This window comes from Myxococcus llanfairpwllgwyngyllgogerychwyrndrobwllllantysiliogogogochensis, from assembly GCF_006636215.1.
In the GTDB taxonomy this organism is placed as follows: domain Bacteria; phylum Myxococcota; class Myxococcia; order Myxococcales; family Myxococcaceae; genus Myxococcus; species Myxococcus llanfairpwllgwyngyllgogerychwyrndrobwllllantysiliogogogochensis.
Map to the genome: position 1 here is coordinate 64,550 of NZ_VIFM01000002.1, position 25,494 is coordinate 90,043.

Annotated in this window: 20 protein-coding genes; 9 read left to right on the forward strand and 11 right to left on the reverse strand. The window is 70.0% G+C overall.

Annotation, left to right across the window (positions count from 1 at the left end; all coding sequences use genetic code 11):
- Positions 1-47: 47 nt before the first annotated feature.
- Entirely contained in the window at positions 48-1,241 is a 1,194-nt protein-coding gene (locus FJV41_RS00755; protein WP_141640425.1) for an OmpP1/FadL family transporter, read from the reverse strand.
- Positions 1,242-1,268: 27 nt separating this feature from the next.
- The gene (locus tag FJV41_RS00760; RefSeq protein ID WP_141640426.1) at positions 1,269-4,151 is read right to left on the reverse strand and encodes a hypothetical protein; all 2,883 of its coding nucleotides are present in this window, start codon (positions 4,149-4,151) and stop codon (positions 1,269-1,271) included.
- A 192-nt stretch (positions 4,152-4,343) separates the two neighbouring features.
- On the opposite strand from FJV41_RS00760, the gene FJV41_RS00765 reads away from it, so the two are divergent.
- Positions 4,344-4,868, forward strand: a complete 525-nt coding sequence (locus FJV41_RS00765) for a hypothetical protein (protein ID WP_174486563.1) — start codon at positions 4,344-4,346, stop codon at positions 4,866-4,868.
- Here the strand turns inward: FJV41_RS00765 and FJV41_RS00770 are convergent, their stop codons facing one another.
- The gene (locus FJV41_RS00770) at positions 4,869-5,684 is read right to left on the reverse strand and encodes an OmpA/MotB family protein (RefSeq protein ID WP_141640427.1); all 816 of its coding nucleotides are present in this window, start codon (positions 5,682-5,684) and stop codon (positions 4,869-4,871) included. It lies immediately after the preceding gene.
- Positions 5,685-5,815: 131 nt separating this feature from the next.
- Positions 5,816-7,810: a patatin-like phospholipase family protein gene (locus FJV41_RS00775; RefSeq protein ID WP_141640428.1), complete on the reverse strand. Its 1,995-nt coding sequence runs from the start codon at positions 7,808-7,810 to the stop codon at positions 5,816-5,818.
- Positions 7,811-7,987: 177 nt separating this feature from the next.
- On the opposite strand from FJV41_RS00775, the gene FJV41_RS00780 reads away from it, so the two are divergent.
- Both FJV41_RS00780 and FJV41_RS00785 read left to right on the forward strand, forming a co-directional pair.
- The gene (locus FJV41_RS00780) at positions 7,988-8,305 is read left to right on the forward strand and encodes a CBS domain-containing protein (RefSeq protein ID WP_141640481.1); all 318 of its coding nucleotides are present in this window, start codon (positions 7,988-7,990) and stop codon (positions 8,303-8,305) included.
- A 257-nt stretch (positions 8,306-8,562) separates the two neighbouring features.
- Positions 8,563-9,258 (forward strand): nucleotidyltransferase family protein, encoded by a 696-nt coding sequence (locus FJV41_RS00785; protein WP_141640429.1) that lies wholly within the window; start codon positions 8,563-8,565, stop codon positions 9,256-9,258.
- Between the two features lie 109 nt (positions 9,259-9,367).
- Here FJV41_RS00785 and FJV41_RS00790 read toward each other — a convergent pair whose 3' ends face one another.
- Entirely contained in the window at positions 9,368-10,297 is a 930-nt protein-coding gene (locus FJV41_RS00790; RefSeq protein ID WP_141640430.1) for a hypothetical protein, read from the reverse strand.
- 347 nt (positions 10,298-10,644) lie between these two features.
- On the opposite strand from FJV41_RS00790, the gene FJV41_RS00795 reads away from it, so the two are divergent.
- On the forward strand, positions 10,645-11,055 hold the full coding sequence (locus tag FJV41_RS00795) for a response regulator (protein WP_141640431.1): 411 nt from the start codon (positions 10,645-10,647) through the stop codon (positions 11,053-11,055).
- On the opposite strand, the gene FJV41_RS00800 is transcribed toward FJV41_RS00795, so the two are convergent.
- The 3 genes from FJV41_RS00800 to FJV41_RS00810 all read right to left on the reverse strand — a co-directional run bounded on the left by FJV41_RS00800 (position 11,045) and on the right by FJV41_RS00810 (position 14,295).
- Entirely contained in the window at positions 11,045-11,914 is an 870-nt protein-coding gene (locus FJV41_RS00800; RefSeq protein ID WP_141640432.1) for a hypothetical protein, read from the reverse strand. The genes FJV41_RS00795 and FJV41_RS00800 overlap by 11 nt on opposite strands.
- A 186-nt stretch (positions 11,915-12,100) precedes the next feature.
- Positions 12,101-13,603 (reverse strand): hypothetical protein, encoded by a 1,503-nt coding sequence (locus FJV41_RS00805; RefSeq protein ID WP_141640433.1) that lies wholly within the window; start codon positions 13,601-13,603, stop codon positions 12,101-12,103.
- A gap of 311 nt (positions 13,604-13,914) precedes the next feature.
- Positions 13,915-14,295 carry a hypothetical protein gene (locus tag FJV41_RS00810; RefSeq protein ID WP_141640434.1) on the reverse strand — a complete coding sequence of 127 codons (381 nt, stop codon included), beginning with the start codon at positions 14,293-14,295 and terminating at the stop codon, positions 13,915-13,917.
- Between the two features lie 178 nt (positions 14,296-14,473).
- Between FJV41_RS00810 and FJV41_RS00815 the strand changes: the two genes are divergently transcribed.
- Both FJV41_RS00815 and FJV41_RS00820 read left to right on the forward strand, forming a co-directional pair.
- Positions 14,474-15,322: an HAD family hydrolase gene (locus FJV41_RS00815; protein ID WP_141640435.1), complete on the forward strand. Its 849-nt coding sequence runs from the start codon at positions 14,474-14,476 to the stop codon at positions 15,320-15,322.
- Between the two features lie 82 nt (positions 15,323-15,404).
- Positions 15,405-15,932, forward strand: a complete 528-nt coding sequence (locus FJV41_RS00820) for a hypothetical protein (RefSeq protein WP_141640436.1) — start codon at positions 15,405-15,407, stop codon at positions 15,930-15,932.
- Between the two features lie 103 nt (positions 15,933-16,035).
- Here the strand turns inward: FJV41_RS00820 and atpA are convergent, their stop codons facing one another.
- The 3 genes from atpA to atpH form a co-directional block, all read right to left on the reverse strand.
- Positions 16,036-17,583, reverse strand: a complete 1,548-nt coding sequence (gene atpA / locus FJV41_RS00825; RefSeq protein ID WP_141640437.1) for a F0F1 ATP synthase subunit alpha — start codon at positions 17,581-17,583, stop codon at positions 16,036-16,038.
- A 205-nt stretch (positions 17,584-17,788) separates the two neighbouring features.
- Complete coding sequence (locus tag FJV41_RS00830) at positions 17,789-19,264, reverse strand: PAS domain-containing sensor histidine kinase (protein ID WP_141640438.1); 1,476 nt, start codon at positions 19,262-19,264, stop codon at positions 17,789-17,791.
- A gap of 145 nt (positions 19,265-19,409) precedes the next feature.
- Positions 19,410-19,955: an ATP synthase F1 subunit delta gene (gene atpH, locus FJV41_RS00835; protein ID WP_141640439.1), complete on the reverse strand. Its 546-nt coding sequence runs from the start codon at positions 19,953-19,955 to the stop codon at positions 19,410-19,412.
- Positions 19,956-20,111: 156 nt separating this feature from the next.
- On the opposite strand from atpH, the gene FJV41_RS00840 reads away from it, so the two are divergent.
- From FJV41_RS00840 to FJV41_RS00850, 3 genes are all read left to right on the forward strand, one after another.
- Positions 20,112-21,935 (forward strand): Hsp70 family protein, encoded by a 1,824-nt coding sequence (locus tag FJV41_RS00840; protein ID WP_141640440.1) that lies wholly within the window; start codon positions 20,112-20,114, stop codon positions 21,933-21,935.
- A 2-nt stretch (positions 21,936-21,937) separates the two neighbouring features.
- Positions 21,938-23,107 (forward strand): TIGR02266 family protein, encoded by a 1,170-nt coding sequence (locus tag FJV41_RS00845; protein ID WP_141640441.1) that lies wholly within the window; start codon positions 21,938-21,940, stop codon positions 23,105-23,107.
- A 171-nt stretch (positions 23,108-23,278) separates the two neighbouring features.
- Positions 23,279-25,414 carry a beta-propeller domain-containing protein gene (locus tag FJV41_RS00850; protein ID WP_181790303.1) on the forward strand — a complete coding sequence of 712 codons (2,136 nt, stop codon included), beginning with the start codon at positions 23,279-23,281 and terminating at the stop codon, positions 25,412-25,414.
- The last annotated feature ends 80 nt before the right edge of the window (positions 25,415-25,494 follow it).

The window sequence follows — 25,494 nt, forward strand, 5'->3', positions numbered from 1 at the left end:
TTTGGGACTTCCGGCTCGCGGTGAGGCGGGCCGGAGGTGTCAGCCGACTACATCGAGTAGCCGAGCGTCAGACCGAACACGTGCGCGGAGCCGTTGTACGTGCCGGAGATGCCCGGCGCGGAGCTCTCGTTGTCGGCCAGGCTGACGAACTGGTAGCCGAAGTCCGCGCGCAGCGAGTTCCAACGGTAACCCGCGCCCACGGAGACGCCGAAGCGGTCCGCGTCCGGGAGGTCCGGGGTCAGCGTGCCGCCAGGACCCGGAGCCGGGTCCAGGATGAGGCCGGCGCGGACCTGGAGAGCGGGCGTCACGCCGTACTCGGCACCCAGGTGGTAGTTCCACTTGGCGCGCCAGCGCTTGGGCAGCGGGTTGTTGATGGCCGGGTTCTCCGGGAACTCGATGGCGAGCTCCTGGAACGAGGACCAGTCCACCCAGTTGGCGTCGAACGCAATCGTCAGGTTCTCCAACGGGGTGACAGCCAGACCCCACGCCACCGTCGCGGGCAGCGTGACGTCACCTTCCACCGGACCGTCCGGCAGACGCGACTGGAACTCCGCGGGCACGTTCTGGAAGTCCGCGTTGCCCTTGAAGGTCAGGTCCGCGGAGCTGCGGTAGTGCAGGCCCATGGTGACCCACTTGGGCAGCAGCACCGCCTGCACGCCCAGGTTGTAGCCCACGCCCCACGACGCGCCGCCCAGGTGCACCTGGCCTTCGCTTTCGACGAAGCCCAGCGCGCGCTTGAGCTCCAGCGTGCCGCGGTAGATGTTCAGACCCGCGCCGACGCGGAACCGCTCGTGGAGCTGGTACGCCGCGGTGGGGTTGATGTTGTAGACGGCCATGGCCGACTCCTGGGCCTTGAAGCGGCCCACGAAGTCATCCACCCAGCGGCTGTTCGCGCCGAACGGCGTGTACACGCCCACGCCGACCGCGAAGCGGTCGAAGGGCTTGTACACGGCGAACAGGTGCGGAGGAGGCGACAGCGTCGTCTTCTGGCCCTGCTCGGTTCCGTTCACCGGGGTGAACTTGATGCCGGGGAGGATGCCGGTGTCGCCAATCTGCACGTCCAGCTTGTTCACACCCAGGATGTTCGCGGCGTTCGAGTAGATGGCGGACGAGTCGTCCAGCCACGCGGCCGCCGCGTTGCCCATGCCCGTGGAGCGGGCGCTCTGGGTGTTGATCTGGAAGCCGGCGGCCTGGGAGGAACCCGCGGCCAGCAGCGCTACGAGGGACAGTGTCTTCTTCATGTGAGTCATTCCCCTGAGTCCTGTCCGTTACGGAGTGGCCGCGTCGCCCGTGTTGAAGAAGTTGACGACCTGGGCCTGAGCCGTGTCGCGCACGGACTTCAGGAACGGGTTGCCCGGGTCAGACGGGTCGGAGATGAGCAGGAACACGTGGCGCGTCTGCGTGGGCAGCAGGTCGACTTCCGCCATGTAGCTCTGCACCGTGCGGGTGCTGTCGCGGTTGGCCGCGGCGATGAGCCCTTGCGTCACGGGGTTCGGAATCACCTCGTCACCCTCGATGTACTGGATGAACGCCTCGCGCTCGGCGGGAGCACCCTCCAGGTTCTCCAGCTTCCAGCCGTAGTTGCGAGGAGCGGCGGGGTCCAGGATGGTGCGAGCCAGGACGATGAACTCGTCGAAGGCCGGGGTGCCGGAGACGCGGCCCACGGACTCCAGGAAGCCCAGGAAGCCCTCGCGGCGAGCGACGAACGTCGGGTTGACGGACGTCAGGAGGGTGTCCACCAGGTCACCGCCCGGGACGTTGAGGACGGTGCGGCGCACGCGCGTGTTGACGGACGCGGACAGGGCACCCTGGAAGCCGCCCAGGCTCTGACCCACGTAGTCCACCGTGGCGGCGTTGAGCGTGGCGCCCGGGACGACGGTGCCCAGCTGCGTGCGCAGGCCGTCGCTGGCCAGCACGCGGGTGAGCTGCGAGAAGTCCACCACGTGGTGGCGGAAGTTGTCGCGCGTGGCGAACAGGTTGGTGAGGTTGAGGAAGTTCCAGCTGGAGACGAGCGGCGGGGACGACGCGGACGCGCGGCGGAAGTCGCCGCCCTCGCACTTGGCCGTCGTCACGCTGCACACGCCCTGGCCGGCAGCCTGGCACGCCAGGTCGCCACCCGCCTGCGGGTTGCAGGCGTTGGGCGACGCGGAGATGCAGCGGCCGTACGTGGGGCTGTTGGCCGTCACGTCACAGGTGGAGCCGGTGGCGCAGGCCTGGTCCGGGGTGGTGATGGAGCCCAGCCCCGACGCGGCGGTGATGCCCGCGCAGCTGGTGCGCTCGCCGTGGAGCACGGTGTCCATGGCGGCCACCGCGTAGCCAGCCTCGTTGAGCTTGTTGACGATGGGGAGCACGGAGGTGCGGTTGCTGCCCAGTCCGTGACCGAAGACGACGACCTTGTAGCCGGTGGCCGGAGGCGCCGAGGCGGGCAGGAACAGCCAGAACGGGATGTGGTCCAGGCGCGTGGGACGCAGGGGGTTGAGCGCGCCGTTGACGTCGTCCAGCAGGATGGGCGACAGGAACGCGCCGACCAGGGCCTTGCCCACGTGCGGGTGCTCCAGGCCGTTGGCGTCCATGGCGCCGGTGAGCTGGGCCGTCTGGTCCACCATGTACAGCGGCGTGGTGGGCACCGGGGTGGGCGCCTGGTTGAGCTGGGCCAGCACGGTGTGGGTGCTCTGCGTGGTGAACGTCCACGCGAGCAGCACGTCCTTGCGTTCAATCTTGAAGTTCGCGGCCAGGCTGTCGAACAGCGGCTTCATGCCCGCGCGGATGGGCTCCAGCGCGGCGGCGGTGCCGTCCGGCACCGCGGCGACCTGGCTCTTGCCGTCGACGAACAGCGGCGACGACAGGCGCATCAGGGCCTGGGGACCGGTGGCGGCGACGAAGTTGCCCTTCTCGTCCTTGGCGCCACGCAGGAGGATGACCGCGTACTGGGTGGCGGGGTCGAGCGGAACCTCGGGGATGATCTGCAGCTGCTGGGGCGCGGGGTCCGCGGCGCTGCCATCGCGCTTCCGGCTGGAGGCGCAGTTGAGGCACACCTTGACCTTGGGCGTGGTTCCGCCCGGGGTCAGCTTGACGAACAGCAGCTCCTTGCCCAGCCGGACGGTGTTCATGTCCAGCTTGGCGTCATTGTCGATGACGCCGCGGGTGGCGCTGTTCTCGGAGATGATGGTCGCCGTCGTGGACCAGCCGTCCAGCGTGTTCAGGCCCTTGATGAGGTCCTGCACCGTGCCGGCCGTGGGGGGCACGGGCAGGTTCAGGTGCGCCGCCGCCGTGGCCGTCTTCGGCGTGCGCAGCAGGTCGTTGGGGAAGGGGATGGTGCTGGTGCTCGGATCGAACGTCGCTTCCGGCTGGTTCAGGATGGAGAAGGTCCACGCCAGGACGATGTCGTCGCGGTTGACGGAGAACTTCGCCGACACCGCGTTGAGGACGTCCTTGTAGCCCAGGCGCAGCTGCTCCAGGCGCTTGGCGCTGTTGAGCTGGTCCGCCAGGCGCTCGGCCGGGTCGGTCTTGATGGACGGCAGCAGCTCCGTGTTGAGGCGGCAGTCCGGGGACGCCAGGTCCTGACCAGGACAGGTGACGAGCGGCTCGCGCGAGCTGGCGAAGGACCAGGTGGCCGAGGCGATGATGGGCTTGTCCTGGTTGGTCCTCACGCCATCCTTGCCACCGATGATGGCCACCGCGTAGCGGCCACCCTTGGGCCAGCCCTGCGGCTGCGGCGGGATGACGGTGATCTGGTTGGTCTCCGGGCGGTAGCCGATGGTCGCCGTGACGGGCTTCGCCAGCTCCGTGCCCTCGTAGAGGTCGATGACCTTGACCGTGTCCGAGTTGACCGTCGCCGGGTTCAGGTCCTTCACCAGCGTCGTGGCGATCGCGGACGTCGGGAAGCCATTGAGCGTGTTGAGGTAGTCCCGGGTGAACTCCTGCTCGGCTGCCGGCGCCTTCGGGTTGATGGGCGCCGCGACGATGTTCGAGCCATCCGGCAACTTGGCGATGGCCAGGTCATTCGGAGACGGCACGACAGCCGGAGACGCCGAGGGGTCGAACTCCGCCACGACGACATCCGCCGCGTTCGGAGGTGGGTCCTGCGCGATGTCTGGATCACACGCTACCGTGCCCAGGGCCAGGGCCCCGAGGAACAACGCCTTTTTCATGGGTACAACCCCCTCCGAGTCCAGGTTTGGACTTCAGGACTAGGTGACAGCCGCGTGGCGTACCACGTCCGTGGGTTGGCCGGAAGCGACGGGACTTGACGCGTTGTGTCACTCATGCATCAGCGTATGCGGGAGTGGCACAGACTGTCTTTGACACACTGCGCTGGAGCCAATCACCGGTACGCTGAGCGGATGAACCGACTGCTGAGTGTGCTGGTGATGTGCATGGCGATGGCGGCGTCCGCGGAGGAGGCCGGAGGGCTGGCGTGGACGGCGCCGGCGGAGTGGGCGGCGCAGGGCGAGCGGCCGATGCGCGCGGCGACGTACAAGCTGCCGGCGGCGAAGGGGGACACGGAGGGCGGGGAGCTGGCGGTCTTCTACTTCGGGCAGGGGCAGGGCGGCGCGGTGGACGCCAACGTGAAGCGGTGGCTGGGCCAGTTCCAGACGGCGGAGGGCAAGCCGGTGGACAAGGTCGCGAAGACGAAGACGGAGAAGCTCAACGGGATGCCGGTGACGACCGTGGACGTGAAGGGCACGTACATGGGCGGCGGGCCGATGATGGGCCCCTCCACGCCGAAGCCCGGCTTCCGTCTGCTGGGCGCGATTGTGGAAGGCCCCGAGGGCGCCCTCTTCTTCAAGCTGACGGGCCCGGAGAAGACGGTGGCGGCCTCGGAGAAGTCCTTCCGCAAGCTGTTGGAGTCGGTGAAGAAGAAGTAGCTAGCGGCTGTCCCGGGCCGTCTTCAGGGCGGCCTTCTTCGCGGGCAGCTCTGGAATCAGCAGCACCTCGATGCGCCGGTTGCGCGCGCGGCCCTGAGGGGTGGCGTTGGCCGACACCGGCCGCGTCTCTCCGTAGCCCGCGGCGATCATCCGGCGCGAGCGCACCCCGCCATGCTCCTCCAGGAAGCGCACCACGTTGACGGCGCGCGCCACGGACAGCTCCCAGTTGGTGGGGAAGGTGGCCTGCAGCTTCTGCGACGGCGGCGAGTCATCCGTGTGGCCCGACACCTGGATGGCCTTGTCATCCACCTTGGCGAGCACGCCGCCCAGCCGCTTGAGGACCTCCTGGCCGCGCTTGCTGATGCTCGCGTCGCCGGAGTCGAAGAGCACCTTGTCCACCAGGTCCACCTGGATGCGGCCCTTGGCTTGGGACAGCTTGATGGCGCCTTCGGCGATCTCCGACTTCATCTTGTCCTGGAGGTCGTCATAGGTGTCCTTGAGCTTGGCCAGCTCCGCCTCCTGCTCCTGCACCGTCTGGGAGAGCTGCTCCTTCTCCGTGCTGAGCTGCTCCTTCTCCGACGACAGCTTCGCGTGCTCCGTCTCCAGCGCCGCGAGCTTCTCCTCCGCCTGCTTGCGCGCGGCCTCCGCGTCACGCGCGCGCGCCGTGGCCTCGTCCGCCGCCTTGCGCGCCTCTTCCGCTTGCGCCTGCGACTGCGCCGAGCCTCGGTGCGCCAGGTACAGCACTCCGCCCGCCAGCAGCACCACCAGCACCGTCACCAGCCAGGGCACCCAGGCCCGCCCTCGCTCCGCTTGCATCAAGACCTCCCAGGGGGATGTATGCGAGCCACCGTAACGACGGCACCCGGGTGCGCCTCAAGGCGCCCCGGGTGCGTGAAGGTATCTGGAGGTTCAACCTTGCAGCAGGGGCGCAAGCCCCACACGGTGTGTCAGAAAGGGAACCAGGAAGGTCGCACGCTGCGCACGTCGCTGAGCGAGTGAGACAGCTGCGCGCCGAAGTCGTTGAACGCCTGGCCATCCAGCCACATGGATTCAATCTGTTTCTGGCCGAGCCGCACTTCGTGACGTTTGCCATTGGCGGCGGTGGCGACGACGGTGTCTCCGCCGTTGTACGTCACCTGGAACTTCTCGCCCCAAATCTGGACGGGCTCGCTGAACTTCAAGTCCTTGGGCACCTGGGTCACCATGTTGGTGCCGCGCGAGCCGGGGACCTTCATGTCATCCATGAACTCGCGCAGGAAGTCGCGCGTCACTTCGCGCGTCTGTCCATCCAGGATGGGGTCCACCTTGTTGTCGTAGCCGAAGCCCAGGATGCTGTTGCCCTGCTTGGGGTTGTCCAGGTTCCACGTGGGGACGCTGAGCATGAACTGGTTGGCGCCGGGCTTCGCCTTGTCGCGCCAGTCCTGGGCCTCGGTGGCGTTGTCCTTGAGCAGGGCCAGGCCGTTGAAGCCGTTCCACACCACGTCGTCCGTGTCGAGCTGGCCGGTGGGCAAGGGCTTGGGCTGGGCGGTGCCGTTGGACGGGTGCGTGCCGCCGCGCGGCTGGAGCGACGCGCCAATCTGCGGCAGGTCGTTCTTGTTGTAGCCCATGGGCAGGTTGTCCAGCGTGCCACCGTCCACCAGGTGCATCTGCCGGCCGGTGACGGGGTCCACCACCTGCACCGGCTCGAAGACGCCGGGGATGGCCATGGAGGCGCGCATGGCGAGCGCCACGGGCGTGTCCGGCGTCGTCTCCTGGCTGAAGACGAAGATGCGGTCCTGCGCGCTCTTGAAGCCGCCGTTGGGAACGGCGCTGTCGTAGGCCTTGGCGGCGACGAGCTGGAGGGGAATCTTGAGGTCGGCGAACGTCACGGGCCGGTCCGTGATTCCGGTCAGCTCGCGCAGCTTCTGGTCGAAGAGGTCATACGCGGCCTGGCCATCCAGCAGGCCGCCGTCGTTCAGGTCCAGGTCGGCGTCATACAGCTTGCCCAGGCGCGGGTCCTTGGCCACGTCCTCCACCTGCTTCGGCGTGGCGCCCGTGGCGGCGAACGCGGCGGCGATGGAGCCCGCGGACGTGCCCGTCAGGCTCACCGGCACCACGCCCATCTCGCGCATCTCCGTCAGCATCGCCGCGTAGCGCTTGCCCTTGCCGCCACCGCCCTCCAGGCTCAGGTGCACGCCCATGGGCTCGCCGCCCTGCACCGGCATGCCCGCCTCGGCGCGGTTCTGGGCGACGGAGGCCGTGTACTCGGCGGCCTTCTTCGCGTCGCCCCCCGCGACGATGTCCAGCGCCGCGGGCGGCTTCGTCACCGGCGTGCCCGTGGGGAAGCGGCTGGCGTGGACCTGTCCGTTGGGCAGCTCCTTCGCCAGGAACTGCGGATCCAACCAGAGCGAGCCCGGGCGCGGCGCGGTGGCCTTCGTGTAGCCCGTCTGCTGCGTCAGCGCCCCTTCCGCCTTCTCCAGCGCGGCCTTCACCTGCGCGTAGCGCGGATGCGTGGAGGGCAGCATGTCCAGCTGCGCCGACAGCGAGCGCACTTGACCCAGCGCGTCACGGAAGCCCTTCGTCTGTTCGACGAGCTGCTTGCCCTGCTTGTCGTCAATCTTGGGGGGCAGGACGCGCTCAAGGACCTTGCGAAGGTCGCCCAGGTCCACGTCCAGCAGCTTGTTGAGCGGAATCTGAAGCGGCTTGCCGGTGAGGGTGATGCCCTCCCAGGGCTTGCCGCCGGTGCCGGCGAGCTGGGGCAGGCCCAGCTTGGACAGGTCCGGCAGCTTCGCCTCGAAGCGGTCCACCACCTGGTTCGCCGCGCGCGCCACGTTCTGCAGGCCCTGGCCCATCCGCTCGAGCAGGTTGGGCTTGGGGGCCTCCGCCTTCTGCGGCTGCACGGGCTCCGGGGTTCGACGCGGTGCGGCAGACGGTGTGGAGGACGGCAGGGACTTGATGCTCATCGCGGTGGCTCCACTTCGGGACGCGTCGAGGGGGTGGCGGGCTGCCTGGAGATTATCGCTCACCGGCCGTCCCAGGTTGTGTGTCGCCTTTCGGAAGTCGTCCGGGCCCGGCAAGGGCCTTGCTTAGGGGTGGATCAGAGGCGCCTGACGCCTGCTTTATGGAGGCCTTCCGTGACGATGTGCCGCAGCCCCGAGTTCGAGATGCTCGTTGCCCATGCCGTGACGCTCTTCCCCGAGGACACCGTCCTCTCGGCGCTTCAGGTGATGCACCGTCACGGGGCGCACGCGCTGCCGGTGGTGGATGGCCGGGACGGAGCGTGGTTGGGCGAGGTGTCCCAGCATGAGCTGCATCGGCTGTCTTCCTTTGCGCCGCTCGCGCGGCTGGCTGAAATTCTGACCGCCAAGGCGCTGGCGAGCACGGAAGAAAAGACCGCCGCGTCCGTGCCCGCCTCGGCGCTGCTGCTGCACACGCCGCCGCCCCGGTGGCTGCATTGAGTCTTTCGCGGGCAGGTGGCCGGAGGGCAGGGGAGGCGAGCCTCCGGGGTGGTACGAACGAGCAGGCGGCCCGTGCCTCTTCCGGCGCTGCTCGCGCGTGCTCGCGCTCCTCTCACACGGCTCGCGAAGTGACTGGGGGCCGTCTGACGGCTAGCACCGGGGGGTGGGCTCAAAAACCACCGCGGAGGCCACAGCCTGTTCCCGGTGGCCCCGGGCCAGCTGGCACTCGATTCCCCGGGGGACGGAGGAGGCTTGGTATGAAGGCAGTGGCGATCATCCTCGCATCGGGCGAGGCCCGGCGGATGGCCCACCCCAAGGCGCTCATCCTGCACGAAGGCGACAAGAGCTTCCTTCAGTCGCTGGCGTCGACCTTTGGCAAGGCGAGCTGTCAGGTGCTGGGTGTGGTGGGGAAGGATGCTGAGGCCGTGCGCGAGCAGCATCCGGGGCTGGACCTGGTGGAGTCCGAGCAGTGGAAGGACAGCCAGATGGCCTCGGTGAAGGTGGGGTTGGACGCGGCGATGGAGGCCGGAGCGGACGTCGTGCTCCTGCATCCGGTGGACATGCCAGCGCTCCGGGCCACCACGGTGAAGTCCTTGCTCAAGTTGATGGGAGAAGCGGAGGAGGCGCTGCGTCCGGAGTTCGAGGGGGCACCTGGCTGGCCGGTGATGTTGTCGCGGGCCGCGGCGGAGCGGCTGCGGGCGGCGGAGGGTGACCAGCTGGAGGTGGTGCTGAAGAACATGAAGGTGCGTCGGGTGCCGTTGAAGGACCCGGGCGTGATTGTGAACATCAACGGGCCGGAGACGTACGAGCGGCTGTTCGGCTCGGAGCCGAAGCTGGCGCCGCCGCCCAAGCGCCGAGGCACCGGCAAGCGGCCGTCCTCGGGGCTCACCACGGTGGCGGATATCGGCGGCGGGGGCGGTTCGGTTCCCATGGCCGCGTCGCCGGACGAGTAAGAACTGGAGGGCCGGGGCTCCCTCAATCGGGCGGCTCCGGCCCGTCGTGTGAGCAGGGCATGACGGGCCGCTCGTGCGTGCGCGCGGCCCGTGGAGAGGTGCCCGGGGACTAGAAGGTCAACCCGAGGCCGAAGTACGGCCCGCCGAAGCCTTCTTCGTGCTCGACGCCGTCCACGTGTCCGGCGTCGTTGAGGTACAGCGCGCGCCAGCCGCCGCGCAGGTTGAAGCCTCCCAGGTGCAGGGCCATGCCCGCCTGCGCATCCACCTGGCGGTGGGGAAAGGGCGTGGCATTCACGCGCGCTTCCACGTCCAGCGGTGAGGCGCCGATGCAGGCCTCCACGGACGCGCCGAAGCTGGGGCCCACGAAGATGACGCTGGGGGCGTGGGCGCTCGTCAGGCCCGCTTCGACCCGCACGCGCCCTCGGGCGCTGGCCCACAGGGCCGCTGTCACCCGCGCGCTCAAGAGGGTGATGCGGTCCACCTTGTCGGAGCCGTCCTCCGCCCGGAGCGTCAGGCCGGTGATGCGGGTGTCCAACCCCATGCGCCGGCCCTCCATGGCCATGAAGAGTCCCATGGCGCCGCCGCCGGTGAGCCAGTCCGCCTGCGCCCCCATGCGCACCAGGAGCGGCACGGGCTCGTCGCGCCGGCGCTCCGTGCGCGTGGTGGCGTTCAGCCGGGGCGAAGCCGAGGCCCCCGCGGCGCCCACTCCGACGACGGCGGCGCTCACGGGGACGCGGGCCCGTCGCCGCCGCCTGCGGGGCGCGTCGTCCTGGGCGTCACGCTCCTTGCCAATGGCTGTCGCGGGGTGCTCGCGCGCGGGGCGCCCGTCGTTCGAGCCCTGTCCGACGGGTGTGGCGGGATGCTCACGCGAGCGGCGCTCGTGGCTGGCGTCCGGGCGGTCCGCGCCGCGCTCCGGGCGGGTGGTGCCTCCAGACGATGACGGCGTGGAGCGCTTGCCGAAGCGGGCCTCGGCGGGGGCTCCGCCAAGCAGGAGGGTGGCGGTGAGCGCGGAGCCGAGCACGGCCTTCGATGAGGGCAAGGTCCACTCCTCTTCCTGGCGGGGGACGACGGGGGAGCGACATTCAAGGGCCGCCGGCCCCGCGCGGCCATGGTCCCCCGGGGTGGGCGGACGTTGGCCAATCGCGCTTGTGTGGCATTGGGCAGCGCACCGTCCAATGAGTGCGCACGGCACGACACGTGGGAGGAATCGCCATTCACCGGCGGACGCTCGCCGTGCATCCCGGCCGTCCCCGCCCCATCTCCTGGGCTCATCGCGCGGGGGAGCTGGGACTATCTGCCTGTCTGGACCGGGCGGATGCTCACGGTTCGACAGTGGGCGAAGGCCTCGCGGTGTGAACTGTGTCAGCGAGCTACGGAGGCACTAGGGTGGCAATCGTGACCCATGTGGTGATGCAGCCGACCGTGCTCCTGGTGGAAGACGACCCGGACCTGCGGGGCGCGATGGCGGAAGCGCTTCAGGACGAGGGCTACGACGTGGCCATGGCCATCAATGGCCGGGAGGCCCTGCGCGTGCTCGTGTCGCTGGAGGTGCCGTGTCTGGTGTTGGTGGACCTGGAGACGCCGCGAGTGCAGGGCCTGGGGTTGCTGGAGACTCTGCAGCGGGACGCGCGCTTCGAGCAGTCGCGGGTGGTGGCCATGGCGGCGGAGCCGGGGCCCCGTCCGGCGAACGTGGTGGCGCTTTTGCGCAAGCCCGTGCGGCTCAAGGACCTGATGGCCACGGTCCAGGAGCACTGCCCGGGACCGAGGCCGGAGGTGCCTCGACGAATCAGTAGGTGAGGCCCAGGCCGAAGAAGGGGCCGTGGAAGCCGTCGCGGTGGACGACCCCGTCCACGTGGCCCGCGTCGTCCAGCACCATGCCCCGGTAGCCGCCGCGCAGCACCAGCGCGCCCAGGTGCAGCGCCAGCGCGGCGCTCGCGTCCACCTGGCGGTAGGGGAAGGGCGTCATCTGCGCGCGCGCCTCGAAGTCGAGCGGTCCCGCGAGGCACGCCTCCAGGGACATGCCCAGGCTGGGGCCCACGAAGGAGATGTCCGGCGCGTTCGCGGTGCTGACACCCGCCTCCACGCGCAGCCGGACGCGCTCCAGGGAGACGAGCGCCCAGGTGAGGTGCGCCTCCACCAGCGTGATGCTGTCCGACGCGTCCGTGCCGTCATCGGCGTCCACGCTGATGCCGGTGATGCGCGCGTCCACGCCGAAGCGCCGGCCCTCCAGGCCGATGAAGAGGTCGCCCGCGCCGCCGCTGTTGACGGGCCCGGCCTGGAAGCCCACGCGGAAGGACAGGGGCGCCGCGTGACGCTCCTGCCGCAGCTCACCGCGGTGCCGGGGCTCGTCCACCACCATCAGCCGGTGGTTGCCGCCGGAGAACACGAAGGCGAGGAAGCCGATGCTGTCCGCGACGTCCGACGCGACGTGGCGCGAGTTGTTGCGCCGCCGCCGGGGCCTGTCGTCATCGTCATCGTCGTCGGAGTCCGAGTGGCCCACCGGCGTGGCCTCGTGCGTGTCGTTCTTGTCGTCGTCCTTCTTCGAGTCGCTCTGCGAAGGACGGGAACGCTTGCCGAAGCGCGCCTCGGACGGCGTCGAGCCCAGCAGCAATCCCAGGGCAAGCACGGCGCTCAGGACGGAACGGAAAGAGAACACTGTGGGCTCCTCGGCGGTGGCCGGAACGAGGCAACGCGAGTCAGGACGGCGGGCCGCCTGCTTTATTCATACACCCATGGTGTATGGGATGCCGCCGGCCCCCTGGACGGGCAGCCTCCCTCGCGAGCCCGTCGTGCCGGGCCCGGGAGGTGGAAGCCGACCCCCCGGGCTCGCCGTGGCGCGGTGCTACTGCTTGGCGCAGAGCTTGGGATTCTTCACGCAGGCCACGGCCAGGCATTCGCTGGCGGAGCGCGGCGCGCAGCCCTTCTTGCACATGGGGGGCGAGACGCTGAGGTCGCACTCGGTGCTGCCGCACGTGTTGCGGTCCGTCACGGGCAGCGCGTCGCAGGGGCTGTTCAGGTAGGTGGTGATGGGCTCGGGGTGGAAGACGCCGTCATCGTCGGAGCAGACCTCGAAGTCGCCGTCGCCTTGGACCTTGAAGCCATCGCCCACGGCGCAGCGGGGAGCCTGGGGGCTGGCGCTGCCGAACTCGCAGGGCCCCACGGTGCGGGCCAGGCAGCCGAAGGCGTTGTGGTCGCCGATGGTGGTGTTGGCGCAGATGCGCGAGGCCAGGTGCACGTCTCCGGCAATCCAGTCCTTGGCGAAGCAGGCATGGACGTTCTGGTACGGGTAGCCGGTGAAGTTCGGCTTGGAGAGCTGGGGCAGGTAGGTGTCCATGTTGATGCTCACCTCCACGGACAGGGCCTTCGAGTCGAAGATGTTCCCGAAGAACGCGCCCTCGCGGAAGGTAAAGGCGCCGAAGGAGGCGACGGGGTAGCGGCCGTGCGTGGTGCCGGGCCTCACCCACGAGCCCGGCGCTTCCATGCGGTTGAAGGGCGCGGACATGATGCTGTACCTGCCGCCGCGGGGGCATTTGAACGTGGCGCTGGGGGCGTCGCCGCCGCAGTCGTTCTTCTCGGCCGCGGCCAGGGCGTCGCCGGCCTCGCAGCCCCAGGGCTTCTCACACACGCGCAGCACGCGGTGGCCGGAGCTGGCGCCGAGCAGGCCGGTGCACGTGTCCGGCCTCGGCGCGCCGGCGGCCACCGTCACCTCCAGTCCCGGAGTGCAGGCGCCCACGCCCTCGCCCACCCAGCCACACTCGTCACCCAGGCCGGAGCCGCCCTTGTCGCACGGCAGGAACATGGGGTGCCATTGCTTGGTGTCACCGGTGGGGTTGAAGCGCAGGTCGTCCCGGGGGTCCTCGCCGCGCAGGGAGATTTCCACGGTGTGGCCGTAGGCGTTGTTGCGCGACAGCAGGCACGCGCTCACGTAGCCCAGGCACTGGGGGCTGGGCGCCGTGAACTCCCACTCCGGACACAGGGCCGCGCCTCCGGCGAAGATGTACACGTTGCCCAGGCGGTCCTTCCACTCCACCTTGGAGGTCGGGGCCAGCGCGCACTCGACCAGGTAGTGCATGACGTTGCGCGCGGCCGGGTCCTCGAGCTGGTGCTTGAGGCGCCAGTCACCCGCGAAGGCGCGCGAGGTCAGCGCCTGTGAGGTGAGCGCATCGATGGAGCCCGAGTTGGTGGTGAGCGCGTTGAAGGCCAGGTCGGCGGTGGAGAGCGAGTTGAGGATGCGGATGCCCGGCTCGGCCTCCGCGCGGGAGAGCGGGAGCAGCGCGGCCACGCACACGAGGGCGGCCAGCGCGGAGCGGAGGGGGGCGGGGAGTCGGAGGATGACGGAAGACATGCGGAAGGGACCTCGCGCGAAAAGGAGACTCGGAGTCGCGAGGTAGCACGTGGCGGGCCGACGCTCGCCTCGCAGTATTTCCGTGAGGTTGCGCGCGCGGCCCCAGCGCCCTGTTGCCCCCAGGTCCACAGCGGCGAGGGCAGGTGTGGACCTGGCGGCCACGTCGAAGCGCGCTCCCTGGACCGAGGCACAGGGCTGAGGCGCGAGAGACCTCGCGGGGGGCCGTCACATCGGGCACCTGACTGGGCTGAGGCGCACGCCCTCGGCGCGAGAGGCCTCGCGGAGGGAGGCCACGTCGGAGCGCGCTCCCGTCAGCGGCGCGCGCTCTTCTTTCCCTTCGCGGAGCCCGAGCGTCGCGGCTCCGAGCGGCCCTGGCTCTGGGGTGCCTCGGGTGGCGCCAGGGAGCAGGCCGCCGCCGCGGTCAGCACCTCCGCCCGCGCGCTCTGGTGTTGCTGCTCCAGCACGCGCAGTCGTCGGGCCATGGCCTCGCGCAGCGCCTGCAGCTCGGCCACGCGGGCCTCGGACTCGGCCGCCTCGCGCTCCAGTTGCGCCCCGCGCTCCGCCAGCGCGGACACCGAGCGAGAGCTCGCCCAGGCCGCCGACCCGCAGAGCACGCACACTCCGGCGAGCAAGCCCCAGGGCAGCCACGCCCGGCGCCACAGCGCCGCCTCGTTTCGCCGCGTCGCTTCCATGCCCGCCCAAGGCTAGCGAGCCACCCGCTGTAGGACTCAAGGCGACGGCCCTGCCACTCGGGATTTACAGGGCGGCCTCAAGTTTACAGGGCCGAAATGATGTCACAGGCTTGATTCGGAACCCGGGCCGGGGCGTCATCCGGCCCCTTTTCCTCCAACTTCGGGAGTCGGTGGGCTGATGGCGATTGCTTGCGTGGTGCTGGACTTCGACGGGACCTTCACGGACGTGGCGACGGAGAGCGCGCCCTTCTTGAAACACTTTCGTGACGGACTGGTCCGCGCACTGGGGCAGGGGGTGGAGCAGGCCTGGGAGGAGGAAGTCGCGGCGCTGCGAGCGGGCGCCGACCTCCTGGGGTGGAACCTGGGCGGCAAGGTGGTGGCACCCGCGACGGCGGACCCGTACCTGACGGCCACGACGGCGGCGCACCGCATCTTCCAGCGGCTCTCCGTGGGCACCGACGAGGTGACGCGCTCCGAGGCCGTGCAGACGATGTATCGCGAGTCCTATGTGCACTCGGCCACGGCCTTCAAGCCGGAGGCGAAGGAGGTGCTGGAGGCGCTGCTCGCCACGGGCCTGCCCGTGACTGTCGTCACGAACGCGCACACGGAGCTGGTGGAGAAGAAGCTGGACACCCTGGCGCCCAAGGGCCGCGAGCGGCTGAAGGTCTCCGGCGACGCGCGCAAGTTCCTGTTGGACCCACCAGACGTGTCCGACGCGCGCTTCGACGCGCTGCCGGAGACGCAGACGCTGGACGGCGTGCTGCGCCGGCCCGTCTACCTGCGCCGGGGCCGCTACTTCGAGGCCCTCAAGCGCATCTGGGACACCACGGGCACGCGGCCCGAGGACACGCTGGTGGCTGGCGACATCTACGAGCTGGACCTGGCGCTGCCGGCCGCCCTGGGCGCGCACGTGCAGCTCGTCGCCCGTGACAACGTGCTGCCATACGAGCTGAAGGCCATCGAGGCGCTGGGCGCTCGCGGTGGCGTGGACAAGAGCCTGCTCGCGCTCCTGCCTCGCCTGCGCTGACGCGGCCACCCGCCGATATGCTCCCGAGAGGCGCGGCGTTGACGAGACTGTCGTCCGCCGCGCCCTTTCATCGGAGCCCGCCATGTCCGTCAGCCGCTCGCTGTCGTCGTGCGTCCTCGCCGCCTGCATGTCCGCCTGCGCGACCTCGGCACAGGTGGCGCTGGAGGCGCACTCCGTCAGCGTCCAGCGTCCGGCGAGGGAGCCCGGCTGCGCGTTCGAGGTCTTCGAGGAGCGCGAGCCCCCGCGCCCCTATGCCGAGCTCGGCACCCTGGCGGTGACGGGCAACGAGTACCTGGGCGCGCAGGGCCGCAAGGAGCTGCTCCAGGAGACCGCCTGTTTGATGGGCGCGGATGCGGTGCTGCTGCCGCGCCCCTTGGAGCGCAAGGTGGCCGGCGGCCAGCGCGTGCGGGAGTACGAGGCCCGCTTCGTCGCCTGGACGGACGTGCCCGCCCGCGTGGCCTCGAGCGACGAGCCGCCACCCCTCCACCAACGCCCCCCACCCACGGCCCAGGAGGGCTACCTCATCATCCCCGTGGACCCGGAGTGGACGGGCGAGTCCGTTGGCACCGTGGAGCGCGAGGTGAAGCCCGCCGACGGCGCGAAGCGGTAGCCGAAGCTCCAGGAGCCCGGGCACACGCCAGAAACACGAAGCCCCGCGTCCCAGGGAAGGGAGCGCGGGGCTCGGTGCGACGGGCCTTGGCGGCCGGAGAGTCTTAGACCTTCGCGCCCGGGGTGGGCTGGAAGACGTCGTTGAACTCCACGATGGCCTTGTTCAGCGAGGCCTTGATGTCGTTGGTGAGCTCGCGCTTGGAGGCGATGTCCTTCGAGATGGTCGGGTACTTGCCGTCCGTGAAGTCCAGGAACTCACGCATCCAGCGCACCACGTCCGCGACGGGAATCTCGCGAATCCAGCCGCGCTTCTTGGGGTCGTCGCGGTTGGTGGCGGCGTAGATCTGCATGACCTGACGCTCGACGGGCAGCGGCTCGTACTGGCCCTGCTTGAGCAGCTCCACCATGCGGGCGCCGCGGGCCAGCGTCTCCTGCGTGGCCTTGTCGAGGTCCGAGCCGAACTGGGAGAAGGCGGCCAGCTCGCGGTACTGCGCGAGCTCCAGCTTCATGGTGCCGGCCACCTGCTTCATGGCCTTGATCTGCGCGGCGGAACCGACGCGGGACACCGACAGACCGACGTTGATGGCCGGGCGGACGCCGGCGAAGAACAGGTCCGTCTCGAGGAAGATCTGACCGTCGGTGATGGAGATGACGTTCGTCGGGATGTAGGCGGACACGTCGCCGGCCTGCGTCTCGATGATCGGCAGCGCCGTGAGCGAGCCCGCGCCCTCTTCGTCGGACAGCTTGGCGGCGCGCTCCAGCAGGCGGCTGTGCACGTAGAACACGTCGCCGGGGTACGCCTCACGACCCGGGGGGCGGCGCAGCAGCAGCGACAGCTGGCGGTACGCCACGGCCTGCTTGGACAGGTCGTCGTAGATGATGAGGGCGTGCATCTTGTTGTCGCGGAAGTACTCGCCGATGGCCACGCCCGCGTACGGCGCGAAGAACTGCATCGGGGCCGGGTCGGAGGCGTTCGCCGCGACCACCGTGGTGAACTCCATGGCGCCGAAGCGGTTGAGCTTCTCCACGACCTGGGCGACCGTCGACTGCTTCTGGCCGATGGCCACGTAGATGCAGTAAACGTTCAGGCCCTTCTGGTTGATGATGGTGTCGATGGCGACGGCCGTCTTGCCCGTCTGGCGGTCACCGATGATGAGCTCGCGCTGACCACGACCCACCGGCACCAGCGCGTCCAGCGCCTTGATGCCCGTCTGCAGGGGCTCGTGCACGCTCTTGCGCTTCACGATGCCGGGCGCCTTCACTTCCAGGCGGCGCGTCTCGGTGGCCTCGATGGGGCCCTTGCCGTCCAGGGGGAGGCCGAGCGGGTCCACCACGCGGCCCAGCAGGCCCTTGCCCACCGGCACGGAGGCGATCTGCTGGGTTCGCTTGACGACGTCACCCTCGCGGATGGCCTGGAAGTCACCCATGATGGCGACGCCGACGTTGTCCTCCTCGAGGTTCAGCACGAGGCCCTTCACGCCGTTGGTGAACTCCACCAGCTCACCGGCCTGCACGCCCTCGAGCCCGTAGATGCGCGCGATACCGTCACCCACGGACAGCACGGTGCCCGTCTCCGCGACGGTGACCTTCTTGCCGTAGTCCTTGATCTGCTCCCGGATGATTCTGCTGATCTCGTCGGCGCGGATTTCCATGGGCGTTTTGCGTCCTCGAACAGGGGGCGGGCCGGGTCGGTTCGGGTCCGCCGAAAGCTAGAAGTCGGGGCCCCTTACCACGCACCCCTACCCACTGCAATGCGCACGACATTCGGGGCTCTCGGGGCATTATCAACCCGGTAAGCGACGGTGCCCCGGTGCCCGGCGAGCGAGGGAGCACAGCCCCTCCAGGCACGTGTGGCCGTCAGCGGCCGGGAGGCTCGCGGGGCAGCCAGACGACGAAGCGGGTTCCACCCTGGGAGGACTCCACCGTGAGGCGTCCCCCATGGGCCACGGCCACCTGGCGGGCGATGTAGAGCCCCAGGCCCAGGCCCTCCGCGCTGGCGGGGCGGCCCCGTCGGAAGGGCTCGAAGAGGGTGGCGTGCTCCTCCACCGGCACCGTCAGCGAGTCATTGCGGATGGAGAGCGTCACGCCTCCCACCGAGCCCACCAGCTTCAACCACACCGGCGTGGTGTCCGTGCTGTGTTGCAGGACGCTGCCCAGCAGCGTGTCCGCCAACTGCGTCAGCCGCGCCTCGTCCCAGTGGCCGCGCAAATCCCCCTGCGTCTCCATCAGCAGGGTGCGGCCGGGGTGGGCCTGTCGCCGCTCGTCCAGCACCCGCTCCACCAGCCGGTCCAGCATCAGCGACTCCGGGCGCACCGGCAGCCCGCCGGCCAGCCGGGCCCGGGTGAAGTCCAGCAGCTCGTGGATCATCCGCTCCATCCGCCGGGCCGCCTGGGCCATGTGGCCCACCAGTCGCTGCTGGGGCTCTTCCATTCCTCCCAGCCGCTGCAGGGCGCCGGTGCCCATCTGGATGGTCTGCAGGGGCGTCCGCAAGTCATTGCCCACCACGCCCAGCAGCTGCTCCCGGAAGTGCTCGGTGCGCTCCGTCCGCTCCTCCGCCGCCTTGCGGCCGCTGATGTCCCAGATGGCGGCGAGTCGCACCTGCCGGCCTTCCCACAGGACGTGCTTGCCCAGCACCTCCAGGGGAATGCGCTGGCCGTCCCGGCGCACGCACATCACCTCGTAGGGCGTCTCCACCCCCCGGGCGACGGCGGACATGACGGCGGGGCGGTATTCGGGGGACACCCACTCGATGAGGTGGTGGCCGATCAAATCCCGGGGCGAGTCGTGTCCCAGGAGGTGGGCCAGCGCGCGGTTGGCGTCCAGGACGACGCCGTTCTCATGCAGGAAGTGCCCGTCGCAGGCCACGTCCGCGAGGCTGCGCATGTGCGATTCGCGCTCCCGAAGCCGGGCCTCCTCGTGCGTCCGCGCCGTGTCGTCGCGCATCCACATCACCACGCCCGTGAGCACGCCGGCCTGGTGCGCCGGGGACAGCGCCACGCGCAGGCTGCGCTCTCCACTCGTCGACGACAGCACCCCCGTCACCGGCGCCTCCACCACGCTCTCACCAGAAAGCGCGCGAGACAGCAGGGGGGCCAGGGACACCGCCAGCTTGGGCCACAGGTCGACGAGAGGGCGCCCCAGGTGGGCCCGCATCTCCATGCCGGAAAGCGACGCCAGCGCGCCATTCACCCACACGGTCCGCAGCTCCCTGTCCAACAGGGCGATGCCACAACCCGTCGCGTTCAGTACCGCGCCAAGGAAGGGCCAGGCCTCTTCGGGGGCGACCGCGAAGAGCGGGCCACCGGGGAGGGGGTGAAGCAGGGACTGCGGCATGTTGAGGTCGTCCAGAAAACCCGGGGTTACCCCGCGTTCCCCCGAGTATACCTCTCTCCAGGGGCAACGGGAAATGCCGGTTTGCCCCGGACTGCGGGGTGCAGGGACGACCTGCGGAGTGGGCCGCCAGACGGCGGCCGTACTCTTAGTGCTGCTTCAACTCGCGGCGCATCTCCTCCAACTGGGTGCGGAGGCTGCCGTCGTAGAGGATGCTGCCCACCTGGGCGGACACGCCACCGAGGAGGCTGGGGTCCACGCGCGTCTCCAGGATGACGTCGCGCTGGGTGATCTGCTGGAGCGACTGGCGGAGCGCGGCCAGGGTGTCGGCGGGAAGGGTGGCGGCGGTGGTGACGTTGCCGCGCACGCGTCCGGCCCGGCTGTCGGCCATGTCGCGGAAGACGCGGGCGATGTCGGCGACGTAGGGCAGGCGGTTGCGGTCCACCAGCAGCCGCAGGGTGTTGGCCAGCACCGGCTCCAGGTTGGGGACCAGCTTCATGACCCCTTCCACCACCTGCGCTCGCTGCGCGCGGGAGTAGATGGGGTTGTGGAGCACGTCCGTCATCTCCGGGTTCTTCGCGAAGATATCCGCGAAGGAGGAGAGCTGCTCGGCGACGGCATCAATGCGGCCCACCTCCGACGAGACGTCGAGGAGGGCACGGGCGTAGCGGCGGGCAATGGACACGTTCACCATGGCGGTCGCGCCCTTAGCATGGTGCTCCAGGGGCGTCCACCTCCGCGGCCAACGTGCCTGGCCGGACAGGGAAGCGACGCGCGGAGGGCAGGTCTGACGAGAGGGGGCTTGGCGAGGAGGCGGCAAGACCCGTACCGTGGGGTCCCGACCGCCCCCATGCACGACCCCGTCATCGGCATCGACCTGGGTACCACCAACAGCGCCGTCGCCACCGTGGAGGACGGCCGACCGCGCCTGATCCCCTCGCGCGCGGGAGGCCGCCTCACGCCTTCCGTGCTCGGTGTGACGAAGGCCGGCGAGCGCGTCGTGGGGCAGCAAGCCCAAGCGCTCGCGGAGGAGCATCCCGACTCCGTTGTCTGGGCCACGAAGCGCTTCCTTGGCCGGCGCTACACGCCGGAATTGGTGCAACAAGCAAAGGCCCTCGTTCCATATCCACTGGTCGCCGGTCCCTCCGGAGACGTTCGCGTGAAGCTGGCCGGGCGCGTGCTGCCCGTCACCCAGGTCTCCGCGATGATTCTGGGGGAGCTGGCGCTCGATGCGCAGGCGCACTTCGGCCGCACCGTCACCAAGTGTGTCATCACCGTCCCCGCCAACTTCGACGACAACCAGCGCCAGGCCACGCGGGAAGCGGCCTCCATCGCCGGGCTGGATGTGGTGCGGCTGGTGAACGAGCCGACCGCGGCGGCGCTCGCGTACGGCCTGTCGCGCGGCTTCGAGGGCAGCGCGCTGGTGTTTGATTTGGGCGGCGGCACGTTCGATGTCTCCATCCTCGACGTGAAGTCCGGCGTCTTCGAGGTGCGCGCCACCGGCGGCGACCCTCGCCTGGGTGGCGAGGACTTTGATCAACGCATCGTCCAATGGCTGCTCGCGCAGGTGGACGACGAGCTCCGCCATGTCGTGTCCCAGGATGCGCAGAGCCTGCGGCGCCTGAAGGTCGCTGCGGAGGCGGCCAAGCGCGAGCTGACCGAGCACGAGGAGGCGACTGTCTCCGTGTCGGGGCTGGGCGACCATTCCACGGGAGGCCGGCGCACGGAGCTGGAGACGGTGCTCACGCGCTCCTTCTTCGAGACGCTATCGGAGCCGCTGTCGCGCCGCTGCCTGGAGGTGTGTCAGGGCGTGATGCATGAAGCGAAGATGAACCCGCGCTCGGTGGACGTGGTGCTGCTGGTGGGTGGCATGACGCGCGTGCCGCTGGTGCGCCGGCTGGTGGCGGATTTCTTCGGCCGCGCGCCGTCCACGGACGTGCACCCGGACGAGGCCGTGGCGCTGGGCGCGGCGGTGCAGGCGGACGAACTGTTGCGTCAGTCGGGTCAGGCCCTGCTGTTGGACGTGGCCAGCCAGAGCCTGGGCGTGGGCGTGCTGGGCGGACGCGTGAAGCGGCTCATCGCGAAGAACACGGGCGTGCCCGTCGTCGCGCGCGACATCTTCTTCCCCGGGACGTCCGGCCAGGCCGAGGCGCGCATCCCCGTGTACCAGGGCGAGAGCGAGTTCCAGGACGAGAACCACAAGCTGGGCGAGGTGGTGCTCAAGAACCTGCACGTGGCCGCGCGCGGTGACGTGCCGCTGGAGGTCGTCTTCGAGCTGTCCGGCGAGGCGATTCTGTCCGTGAAGGCCACCGACCTGACCACCGGCAACATGGAGACGGTGCGCCTGGAGGCCCGCGCGGGTCTGCCGCACGGCGAGGCGGAGAAGCTGGGCGCGGAGCAGGCGAACTACGCGAAGTCGCAGGGCGTGGTGGACGCGAAGCGCGCGGAGGAGCTGTTCCGCAAACTGCTGGAGCGCGGCGAGAAGCTGGCGCGGATGCTCCAGAAGAGCGCGCAGGAGAACCCCAGCCCGGAGGCCGACGCCGCGGTGGGCACGGTGCAGCGACTGCTCGACGGCGGGCGCTCCGCGCTGGACAGCAAGGACGCGGCGAAGTGCGCCGCCATTGCCCGTCAGCTCACGCAGCTGTTGTCCGGCAAGCAGGAGCCGCGCGCCTGACCATGAATGCGCCCACCTCCACCACGCGCGAGGCCGTGTTCGTGGTGGATGACTCGCGCACGGCTCGCGAGGTGGTGAGGTTGCACCTGGCCCGGCTCGGCTGTGAGCCGGTGACGCTGGATGGCGGCGAGGCGTGCCTGTCGGAGCTCGCGCGCCGCGCGCCCATGCTCATCCTGATGGACCTGCGCATGGAGCGCATGCAGGGCGACGAGGTGTGCCGCGCGGTGAAGGCGCACCCGGCCGGCCGCAACGTGCCCGTCATCATGTTCACCTCCGCCGGCGAGCCGCATGAGGTCATGCACTGCTGGCGCGCGGGCGCGGACGACTTCCTGCCCAAGCCCGTGGCGCTGGAGGCCCTCCAGGCGAAGCTGGTGGCCGTGCGCGGCGCCCGCGAGCGCGCGAAGGAAGGTCCTCCCAAGGGCCGCCGCATGCTGCTCGTGGAGGGCGGGCGCTTCCTGCACACCTTCCTGGGCGGCGCGCTGGAGCAGGAGGGCCTGCACGTCCTCTATGCGCGCGACGCGGTGGACGCGGAGAAGCTCGCGAGCGAGCACGCGGCCCTGCTCGACGGCTTCCTCGTGGATGTCTCGCGAGCGCCGCGCGAGACGCTGGCCCTGGCCACGAAACTGCGCGAGGCGAACCCGAAGAAGCCGCTGGTGCTCTTGTCGCGCGCGGAGGAGTCCGCGGACGTGCTGGCCCGCGCGCAGGTGCTCGCCGGGGCGCCGCTGTTGGAGAAGCGGCACCTGGGCGCGGATGAACTCCTGGGACGGGTGCTGTCGCGGCTCGTCCCGGAGCGCGTGCCGCTGCGCGCCGCGGAGCGCGTGCCCTTCTTCACCGTGGTGGAGTTCGCCCCGGTGGGCGGTGGCGCGACGTTGACGGGCTTCAGCCACGACGCCAGCCCCGACGCCCTCTTCGTGCGCACCCTCACCCCCGCGCGCGAGGGCACCCGGCTGACGCTGAAGGTGCTGCTCGCCGGGCAGCGCACGCCCTGCTCGGCCGAGGCCACTGTTGTCTGGTCCAACCCGCCGCGCACCCCGGGCCCCTTCCGTGCTCCGGCCGGCATGGGCCTGCGACTGGAGCGCATGGACCCGGCGCTGACGCAGCAGTTCGTCCGCTTCGTGCCCAGGACCCACGGTTTTTCCCCCTCGGGGACTCCTCGCTCCTCAGGTTTCTGAGAGGCACTGTCTCCCGCAACCCCCTGGAAATCCCGGAGTCCTCTGTCTGCCCGGTGCTGGCATGACGGTGGCAAGAGCGCGCCCGGACCGTTGAGCCATCTGGACGTGGCGGGGCTGGACGAGCCAGCTCGCGCGCCGGATGGGGCCAAGACGCGAACAGGGAGGAGCCTCATGCGGCAATGGAAGCGCTACGGGTGGGTGGGACTGGCGGCGGTGGCGGCGGTGGGCTGCGGGGATGACCCGGAGTACCCGAAGGTAGAGAACGAACCGGTGCAGCAGCAGGCCCGGCTGGAGTCCTTCGAGGACTGTGCTCCGCTGGAGCAGTACATCGAGGACACGGCGACCCGGAGGATGCGCGCGTCGCTGGAGCAGATGCGGCCTCGCAATGGCGGCTGGCTGTTCGGTGACGGCTCGATGCCGCCCAGGGCGGACGCCCCCACGGAAGGCGACGCCAGCTCGGGAGGCGGCTCGCCGCGCGGGCCGGATGACTACACGGGCACCAACAACCAGGTGGCGGGCGTGCACGAGGCGGACTTCGTGCAGAACGACGGCACGCACATCTTCGTGCTGTCCGGACCCCGGCTGTACCTGCACCGCTCCTGGCCCGCGGAGCAGCTCACCCTGGCCTCGTCGATGGAAATCCAGGGCTGGCCCCGGGAGATGCTCTACGACAAGGAGCGCAAGCGGCTGGTCATCACCTCGCAGGTGGATGACGACCGTCCGGGACGTCCCACGGTGTGGGGCGGCTTGCTCACGGGCGCGCCCGTCATGGACTGCGCGGGCTTCCGGTGCGGCTACATGGGGGGCGACACGCTGAAGGTGACGGTGGTGGACGTGTCCAACCTGTCCTCGCCCCAGGTGAAGCAGCAGGTGTTCCTGCCGGGTTCGTACCTCAGCGCCCGTCGCATGGACGGCGCGGTGCGGCTGGTGCTGTCGGACGACTTCCGCTGGCCGGCGGACGTGCGCTTCTATCCCGAGTACTCGTCGTCGCTGGAGCGCAGCAAGAAGCAGATGAACGAGGCCATCGACGCGCTCCTCGTGAAGAACGAGCAGCTCATCCGGGCGCAGACGCTGGCGGACTGGGTGGCTCCGGGCAAGCACGTGGCCGAGGATGGAACCGTCACGCCGCTGCCCGTGTCGTGCGGGGACTTCTACCGCTCCAACGCGCCCACCGGGCTGGGCTTCGTGACGGTGCTGTCGCTGGACCTGGACGCCGCGGAGGGCGCGGCTCCCCTGGGCCGCACCAGTATCGTGTCGGCGCCCGGCACGGTGTACGCGTCCACGGAGGCGCTCTACCTGGCGGCGTCGCACTGGTGGTGGTGGCCGGAGGCGAACCAGTCCGACCACACGTACCTGCACAAGTTCGACCTCAGCGAGCCGAACCGCGCGACGTACGCGGGCAGCGGCACGCTGGAGGGCAGCCTGGTGAACCAGTTCGCCATGGACGAGCACGAGGGCGTGCTACGCGTGGCCACCACGGTGAGCACCTGGCGCGTCGCCGACCCCACCAACAATGGCAATGACGGCGTGTCCGTCCCCAACTCGATGGAGACCCACAGCCGCGTCGTCACGTTCGGCGCCGAGGGCGGACACCTCCAGGAGCTGGGTCGCAGCGAGGACCTGGCGGCGGGCGAGCGCATCTTCAGCGCGCGCTTCGTGGGCAAGAAGGGCTACGTCGTCACCTTCCGCCAGACGGACCCGCTCTTCACCTTCGACCTGAGTGACCCGGCGCACCCGCGCAAGGTGGGCGAGCTGAAGATTCCGGGCTTCTCCACGTACATCCACCCGCTGGGTGACACGCACCTGCTCACCTTCGGAGAGGACCGAGCCGAGGACGGGACCTGGACCAGCCGCGCGCTGAAGCTGTCGCTGTTCGACGTGACGGATCTGGCCCACCCGAAGGAGGCCTTCACGCATCGGATGGGCGGGACGAGCAGCTACAGCGACGCGCAGGGCGACCACAAGGCGTTCAACTTCTTCCCCGCCAAGGGCCTGCTGGCCCTGCCCTTCACGGACTGGAACTACAACAACGGGTACGACTACTGGACGGGCTTCACGAGCGAGCTGCGCGTGTTCCGCGTGGACACGGCCACGGGCTTCACGCCGGTGGGCGCGCTGTCAATGAAGGACGTGTACCAGCGCTTCAACGAGCCCCAGTGGAGCTGGTACTGGTCGCCCTCCGTGCGCCGCAGCGTCATGGCGGACGACTACGTGTACGCCATCACCGACGCCGGCATCCGCGCGTCGAAGGTGGGCTCGCTCCAGACGCCGGTGGCCACCACGGTGTTCCAGCCGCCCGTGCGCTGAAGTCGCACCCGCGCCGACGCGGGCGTGACATGACGTGATGGGTCGGGGCCCTCGGGACAGTGGATGTCCGGGGGCCCCTG

What these genes read in the sequence shown, in the direction of transcription:
- FJV41_RS00760 (WP_141640426.1), bottom strand. Translation starts at nt 4,151, where the DNA reads ATGAAAAAGGCGTTGTTCCTCGGGGCCCTGGCCCTGGGCACGGTAGCG.
- FJV41_RS00840 (WP_141640440.1), top strand. Translation starts at nt 20,112, where the DNA reads ATGCACGACCCCGTCATCGGCATCGACCTGGGTACCACCAACAGCGCC.
- atpA (WP_141640437.1), bottom strand. Translation starts at nt 17,583, where the DNA reads ATGGAAATCCGCGCCGACGAGATCAGCAGAATCATCCGGGAGCAGATC.
- FJV41_RS00850 (WP_181790303.1), top strand. Translation starts at nt 23,279, where the DNA reads ATGCGGCAATGGAAGCGCTACGGGTGGGTGGGACTGGCGGCGGTGGCG.
- FJV41_RS00775 (WP_141640428.1), bottom strand. Translation starts at nt 7,810, where the DNA reads ATGAGCATCAAGTCCCTGCCGTCCTCCACACCGTCTGCCGCACCGCGT.
- FJV41_RS00805 (WP_141640433.1), bottom strand. Translation starts at nt 13,603, where the DNA reads ATGTCTTCCGTCATCCTCCGACTCCCCGCCCCCCTCCGCTCCGCGCTG.
- FJV41_RS00815 (WP_141640435.1), top strand. Translation starts at nt 14,474, where the DNA reads ATGGCGATTGCTTGCGTGGTGCTGGACTTCGACGGGACCTTCACGGAC.
- FJV41_RS00810 (WP_141640434.1), bottom strand. Translation starts at nt 14,295, where the DNA reads ATGGAAGCGACGCGGCGAAACGAGGCGGCGCTGTGGCGCCGGGCGTGG.
- FJV41_RS00845 (WP_141640441.1), top strand. Translation starts at nt 21,938, where the DNA reads ATGAATGCGCCCACCTCCACCACGCGCGAGGCCGTGTTCGTGGTGGAT.
- FJV41_RS00820 (WP_141640436.1), top strand. Translation starts at nt 15,405, where the DNA reads ATGTCCGTCAGCCGCTCGCTGTCGTCGTGCGTCCTCGCCGCCTGCATG.
- FJV41_RS00755 (WP_141640425.1), bottom strand. Translation starts at nt 1,241, where the DNA reads ATGAAGAAGACACTGTCCCTCGTAGCGCTGCTGGCCGCGGGTTCCTCC.
- FJV41_RS00830 (WP_141640438.1), bottom strand. Translation starts at nt 19,264, where the DNA reads ATGCCGCAGTCCCTGCTTCACCCCCTCCCCGGTGGCCCGCTCTTCGCG.
- FJV41_RS00785 (WP_141640429.1), top strand. Translation starts at nt 8,563, where the DNA reads ATGAAGGCAGTGGCGATCATCCTCGCATCGGGCGAGGCCCGGCGGATG.
- FJV41_RS00770 (WP_141640427.1), bottom strand. Translation starts at nt 5,684, where the DNA reads ATGCAAGCGGAGCGAGGGCGGGCCTGGGTGCCCTGGCTGGTGACGGTG.
- FJV41_RS00780 (WP_141640481.1), top strand. Translation starts at nt 7,988, where the DNA reads ATGTGCCGCAGCCCCGAGTTCGAGATGCTCGTTGCCCATGCCGTGACG.
- atpH (WP_141640439.1), bottom strand. Translation starts at nt 19,955, where the DNA reads ATGGTGAACGTGTCCATTGCCCGCCGCTACGCCCGTGCCCTCCTCGAC.
- FJV41_RS00765 (WP_174486563.1), top strand. Translation starts at nt 4,344, where the DNA reads ATGAACCGACTGCTGAGTGTGCTGGTGATGTGCATGGCGATGGCGGCG.